This is a genomic window from Acetobacter okinawensis JCM 25146 (genome assembly GCF_000613865.1).
Taxonomy (GTDB): domain Bacteria; phylum Pseudomonadota; class Alphaproteobacteria; order Acetobacterales; family Acetobacteraceae; genus Acetobacter; species Acetobacter okinawensis.
Map to the genome: position 1 here is coordinate 138548 of NZ_BAJU01000004.1, position 6421 is coordinate 144968.

Genomic DNA, 6421 nt, shown 5'->3' on the forward strand with positions numbered 1-6421 from the left:
CGCGCGCAAGCGTTTTAAACCTGCTTAACAAAACCGACCAGTTTTTCGGCTTCCGAGACAATCGGCTCTGCAATCGCCTGAGCGCGTTGTGCGCCATTGTGCAGCATTTGCACCAGATAGGCCTCATCTTGCAAAAGCTGGCTGGTTTTTACGGCAATTGGTGCAATTTCATTCACCACAACTTCAGTTAACGCCGCCTTGAAAGGACCAAAGCCTTGTCCCTCATGCTGATCAAGCACCTGCTGCACGCTCATGCCAGACAGAGCAGCGTAAATTGATACAAGGTTTTTTGCTTCAGGCCGCCCCGTCAGCTCTGCCGGAGTGGAAGGGATAACACCAGTATCCGTTTTGGCACGCTTGATTTTTAGTGCAATCGCATCAGAATCATCAGTCAGCTCAATGCGGCTTTGGGCTGATGGATCTGATTTAGACATTTTTTTGCTGCCATCCCGAAGGCTCATCACACGAGCGGCTTCGGGGGGAATAAGTGCTTCAACCTGCGGAAAAAACTCTACGCCGTAATCATGGTTGAACTTCTGGGCAATATCGTTGGTCAATTCCAGATGCTGCTTCTGGTCTTCACCCACGGGCACACGTGTGGCCTTGTAGGCCAGTATGTCTGCTGCCATCAGATTGGGGTATACATAAAGACCCGCAGAGTGGTTTTCACGATCCTTACCAGCTTTGTCTTTAAACTGGGTCATGCGGTTCAGCCAGCCAAGACGGGCCACACAGTTAAAAATCCATGCCAAACGCGCATGGGCAGAAACTGCAGATTGATTGAATAGGATATGCCGTTCCGCATCAATCCCCGATGCAAGCAGAATGGCCGCCTGAGTAAGGGTGTGCTCCCGCAGCTTGGCAGGTTCCTGCCAGACCGTAATGGCATGCATGTCCACCAGACAGAATACACATTCGTGGTCCGCCTGTAGACTAACCCAGTTGCGGATCGCCCCCAGATAATTACCAAGCTGAGGAACGCCGGAAGGCTGAATACCAGAAAAAATACGTTGCATACGGGTCTATCGCTATTGTCTGTAAGAATGAAAAATACTCAGCAAAAAGCAATCTGTCAGGTTCTGCCAGATTGCTTGAGCGCCGCGTACCACAAGACGGTATAAAACGGTCCGCCAAATCCCCTATGTTTTTGACCGACATCATGTTTCTCCTGCTTTTATCGTCTTGTGAGCGGCAAAAGGGGAGGGGAAGGGCATGACGGTTAACAGGTCAACATAACAGAGACATATCTGCAGAAGATCTTTCAGCCCAGATTGAACAGTCAGATCAATACATAAAACCACACGGTTGCGTGGGCATGGCCTACCGAAGGTACCACCATGCCCACCGTAACTCAGGGTGCACTGTGCGTATGTTCAACACCTAAGAGTTGAATGCGGAACACCAGAGGGCTATCGGACGGAATAACCCCCATGGACCTGTGACCATAACCTAACTCAGGTGGCACATAGAGCATCCACGTATCCCCAACATGCATCAGGGGAAGCGCTTCCATCCAACCCTGCACCAGCCCATCAAGCGGCATCTGCATGTATGCCCCGTTGCCATGCTGGTCAGACCCGTCAAAAATAGATCCGTCTGGCAGACGTCCTTCATAGATCAGCATCATAACATCCCCCTTGCGGGGCTGCTCACCATCTTTGGGGCCGGATTCCAGAACTTTGTAAGCCAGACCATCTTCAGCACCGTCACGCCCGGTTGCGCGCGCAATTTGGCCATCTGCTGCGCGGGGGTCAGTTCAACATCTTCAGCCTTGTGCCCACCACAGGCACTCAACGACAAGGCCAGAGTGGCCGCAAGCATACACGGAACAAAAGAAAATCGACGGGACATGGTGTTTATGTGCTCCCTTGCAAAGTTCAGCAGAAGTGGCGCTTAAAGCGCGCCACCCTTACGGCCGATCTGCGCGCCAAGACGAAGCCGCAGGGCATTCAGCTTGATAAAGCCCTGAGCGTCCTCCTGATTATAAGCACCTTCGTCATCTTCAAAGGTTACAACGCGGGTGTCATACAGGCTATTGGGGCTTTCTCGGCCAACGCAAATAACGTTACCCTTGTACAGCTTGAGCCGCACACGACCGGTTACGGACTGCTGCGACGCGTCAATCAGGGCCTGCAGCATACGGCGTTCAGGGGAAAACCACAGACCATTGTACAGAATAGAGGCATAACGCGGCATCAGGCTGTCTTTAAGATGCATGGCTTCACGGTCCAGAGTAATGGACTCAATGCTGCGATGCGCCGTCAGCAGGATTGTGCCACCCGGTGTTTCGTACACGCCGCGGGACTTCATACCCACAAAGCGGTTCTCCACCAGATCAAGGCGACCAATCCCATTGGCCCGGCCAAGCTCATTCAGGCGGGTGAGCAGCGTTGCAGGGGACAGGGCCTCACCGTTAATGGCGACGGGATCACCACTGACAAAATCAATGGTAATTTCTGTTGCACGGTCGGGAGCTGCTTCGGGCGCAATTGTGCGCTGGAAAACAATTTCCTCCGGGGCTATGGCCGGGTCTTCCAGCATTTTCCCTTCGGAAGAGGAGTGCAGCAGGTTGGCATCAACCGAGAACGGAGCTTCTCCACGCTTGTCCTTGGCAATAGGAATCTGGTTTTCTTCAGCAAACGACAACAGACGGGTGCGAGAGGTCAGATCCCATTCACGCCAGGGCGCAATAACCGTGATGTCGGGCTTGAGGGCATAGTAAGCCAGTTCAAACCGGACCTGATCGTTCCCTTTGCCTGTCGCACCATGGGCAACAGCATCGGCCCCTACGGCTTCTGCAATTTCAATCTGACGCTGCGCGATCAGGGGGCGGGCAATAGAAGTGCCCAGCAGGTACTGACCTTCGTAAAGCGTGTTGGCACGGAACATCGGGAAGACAAAATCCTTCACGAATGTCTCGCGCAGGTCTTCCACAAAAATTTCCTTAACGCCGAACATCTCGGCTTTCTTGCGTGCGGGCTCCAGTTCTTCGCCCTGCCCAAGATCAGCCGTAAAGGTTACGACTTCACAGCCATAGGTCTTTTGCAGCCAACGCAGGATAACGGACGTATCCAGCCCACCCGAGTATGCCAGAACAACCTTTTTTACGTCTTTTTTGGCGGAAGTCGCGCCCATGCACCAATCTCCTGATCTCTTTGAATAACAGGTTTGCCCTTCTCCTATCACCGAGAAAGGCCCGGAGCCAGAGCGCTTTCCTGCTCCAGCCATGCTCGGGTAAGAAAAATATGTGTTTTTCAGGATAAAGGGGTGTTCCGTGACCGCTCACTTGCGGTTTTCAACTGCCCGCAGGCGGCCAGAATATCCCGACCACGGGGCGTGCGGATAGGGGAGGCAAATCCCGCGTTCATGATAATTTCCGCAAATCGGTTCTGCTGCTCGCGCGTGGAAGGACGATAATCACTCCCCGGCCACGGGTTGAAGGGAATCAGGTTAACCTTTGCCGGAATGTCCGCAATCAGCCTGACCAGTTCCCGTGCATCGGCCTCACTATCATTCACACCACGCAGCATGATGTATTCAAAGGTAATCCGTCGCGCATTACTCGCCGCAGGATAGCGGCGGCAGGCAGCGAGCACTTCTTCAATCGGATATTTACGGTTGAGGGGAACAATTTCATCACGCAGGTCATTACGCACAGCGTGCAAGGAGACAGCAAGGTTAATACCCAACTCGTCCCCACAGCGGTCCATAAGTGGCACCACCCCGGAGGTTGAAAGCGTAATCCTGCGCCGCGAGAGGCCAATACCTTCTCCATCCATGATAATTCGCATGGCCTTGGCAATATTTTCATAATTGTACAGCGGCTCCCCCATTCCCATCAGCACAATGGTGGAGAGCAGGCGAGGGGTATCGCCTTTGGGGCTTGGCCATTCGCCATAGGAATCCCGTGCAGCCATGAACTGCCCCACGATTTCCGCAGCCCCCAGATTACGGACCAGCTTTTGGGTGCCGGTATGGCAGAATGTGCAGGATAACGTGCAGCAACCTGCGACGAGATGCACACAGCACCACGGTCCTCGCGGCGGTCTGGAATATAGACGGTTTCTGCTTCCTGCCCATCGCGGAAACGGAACAGGAATTTCCGCGTTTCATCCTGAGACGTCTGCACTGTGGAAGCCTCGGGCCGCGCGATAATGAATTTTTCTGCCAGTTTTTGCTGGAGCGGCTTGGCAATACTGCTCATGAGCGAAAAGTCAGTAACACCCTGATGATAGATCCAGTGCCACAACTGCTTGGTTCGGAAAGGTTTTTCACCAATTTCGAGCAGAATTTCGGTCAGTTCCTCGCGGGAAAGGCCAACAATGTCCCGCCGCCCATCCGCCGTTACCGGGGAAGGGGGGCTGAACAGAGCTGCTTTTGCCAGAATACGGGCGCGTTCCTCGGCGTTAAGCGCGGTAATGGCGTCAGCATCAGCAGGGGTAGAGGCGGAGGAAACGGGAGACGGCATGGGGATGGCACTGCTTCGCAAAATGTGGAGAAGTGACTTTATAACAAAAAAACTGGCTGACAGATACCAGCCTCTTTACTCTCACATCTTCGCATCATTTTGCGTGGTGCAGCGCCGTACCCATCACTGCGCTGCAGGTTGGCTCTTCAAAGCGCTTTGCAACCATGCCGCCATTGTCATCTTTGTGGTGTCCACATTATCCAGAATCATGCCAATAGTTTGCGCGGAATATGCGTCTGGCTTTGTATCGGCTGAAATGGGGAAGGATGGACGGGCAATTTCAATCGTCAGTGCCGGGCCCGCTGGTTTATCATCCCCAACATTCATACTGGCCGGGCCGGCGGCATCTTCCTGTATGTCGGCCACAACAGAGAGTTTTGTTGCTTCCGGATTTTGGCCAAAATAAAGATATGCATAGGTTGCGGCGGCCGAGAGTACGTCTTTTACCGTCTGGCGATACAGATCCGCCTGCCCGGATACACCGCTGACATGCACTGTAGCGGGGTCTGCCTTAATAGTCAGTACGCCAGCCTGCATGTCATCTTGCAGGACAAGTCCATCATGCTCATAGCCACGCAGCAGAGCACTCCCTGTTTCAGTCGTGGACTGTGCGGAAGTAGAGGGATGATGTACAGGGACCGCCCAAGCCAGAGAGCTGGATGTCAACAGGAAGGCGGCACCAAACAGGGTTGCTATCGTACGCATGGTGCAGTTTTCCTTCCCTTGGTGATGACTTGATTTTTGTATTCTCTCGGAGAATTGTGGCAAAAAATCTGTTCATCTGCCATGCAAAAAACGGGAAGCAACCTGAAAATTTAATTTAACCTTTACGCACGCATCAGACTTTTTATGCCTTACGCTGCGCTGCGATCAGGAACTCCCTGTTCCCTTCCGGCCCCGTAATCGGGCTGGGTTCAATGCCCAACACCTGCCAGTCAGGCAGGTTGGACCACCACTCCTGTATGGTCGCACACACAGCATCATGGACAGTCGGGTCCCGCACCACACCTTTTGCACCGATCTGCTCCCGCCCAGCCTCAAACTGCGGCTTAATCAAAGCCACAGCCCAGGCATTATCTGCGGCCAGGCCAAGGGCTGCGGGCAATACCGTACGAAGCCCTATAAAACTCGCATCGCAGACAATCACTTCGGGTGCTACAGGTATGAGCGTTTTGTCCAGATAACGGGCATTGCACTTTTCAAGCACACTCACCCGCGCGTCAGAACGCAGCTTCCAGGCTAACTGCCCATGCCCGACATCAACAGCATAGACATGCTCTGCCCCGTGGGTCAGGAGCACATCCGTAAAGCCCCCGGTGGACGCTCCCACATCCAGACATTGCCGCCCGTTGGGAGAAAGACCGAAATGCTCCAGAGCATGCGCAAGCTTGCACCCACCGCGAGAAACCCATGGATGGTCCTGGCCACGCAATTCCAGCGCCGCATCTTCGGCCAACTGATCCCCTGCCTTGGCTACGCGCTTGGTGCCGCTAAAAACGAGCCCAGCCATGATCATGGCCTGCGCTTTTGTGCGACTTTCCACCAAGCCACGATCAACAAGAAGCTGGTCCGCCCGCCGCCGAGCCATGTAATCAGGCCGTCCGTTCTTCCGTGACACTCACGCCGAGTGCGTTGAGTGCGGTTGCGACGATGTGGGGGGCGGAGAGCCCGGCCTCGTCATACTGTGCGTCCTGCGTGTTATGGTCGATAAAGCGGTCGGGCAGGGTCATGGGGCGGAAGCGTACCCGGTCCAGCAGGCCTGTGCGGGCCAGATGGTGGCAGACCTGTGTGGCAAACCCGCCTTCGGAGCCTTCTTCAATGGTAATCAGCACCGCGTGGTTGCGGGCGAGGTTTTCCACCAGTGCCGTATCAATCGGCTTGGCAAAGCGTGCATCGGCAACCGTGGGCGGCAGGCCACGGGCGGCCAGCATGTCGGCCGCCTGAAGGCACGCC

Annotated in this window: 5 protein-coding genes and 2 pseudogenes; all 7 read right to left on the bottom strand. The window is 54.5% G+C overall.

Annotation, left to right across the window (positions count from 1 at the left end; genetic code table 11):
• Positions 1–14 precede the first annotated feature (14 nt).
• Positions 15–1016 carry a tryptophan--tRNA ligase gene (gene trpS, locus JCM25146_RS03855; protein WP_025826016.1) on the bottom strand — a complete coding sequence of 334 codons (1002 nt, stop codon included), beginning with the start codon at positions 1014–1016 and terminating at the stop codon, positions 15–17.
• 335 nt (positions 1017–1351) lie between these two features.
• A pseudogene (locus JCM25146_RS17015) lies at positions 1352–1851 on the bottom strand (FKBP-type peptidyl-prolyl cis-trans isomerase).
• Positions 1852–1893: 42 nt separating this feature from the next.
• Entirely contained in the window at positions 1894–3135 is a 1242-nt protein-coding gene (locus tag JCM25146_RS03865) for an argininosuccinate synthase (protein ID WP_025826018.1), read from the bottom strand.
• A gap of 119 nt (positions 3136–3254) precedes the next feature.
• A pseudogene (gene rlmN / locus JCM25146_RS17020) lies at positions 3255–4468 on the bottom strand (23S rRNA (adenine(2503)-C(2))-methyltransferase RlmN).
• 123 nt (positions 4469–4591) lie between these two features.
• Positions 4592–5173 carry a hypothetical protein gene (locus JCM25146_RS03875; RefSeq protein ID WP_025826021.1) on the bottom strand — a complete coding sequence of 194 codons (582 nt, stop codon included), beginning with the start codon at positions 5171–5173 and terminating at the stop codon, positions 4592–4594.
• Positions 5174–5315: 142 nt separating this feature from the next.
• Complete coding sequence (locus tag JCM25146_RS03880) at positions 5316–6056, bottom strand: TlyA family RNA methyltransferase (protein ID WP_025826023.1); 741 nt, start codon at positions 6054–6056, stop codon at positions 5316–5318.
• A 4-nt stretch (positions 6057–6060) separates the two neighbouring features.
• Positions 6061–6421, bottom strand: a 361-nt coding sequence (locus JCM25146_RS17025; protein WP_277909543.1) for a transketolase C-terminal domain-containing protein, incomplete at its 5' end; no start/stop codon positions are given.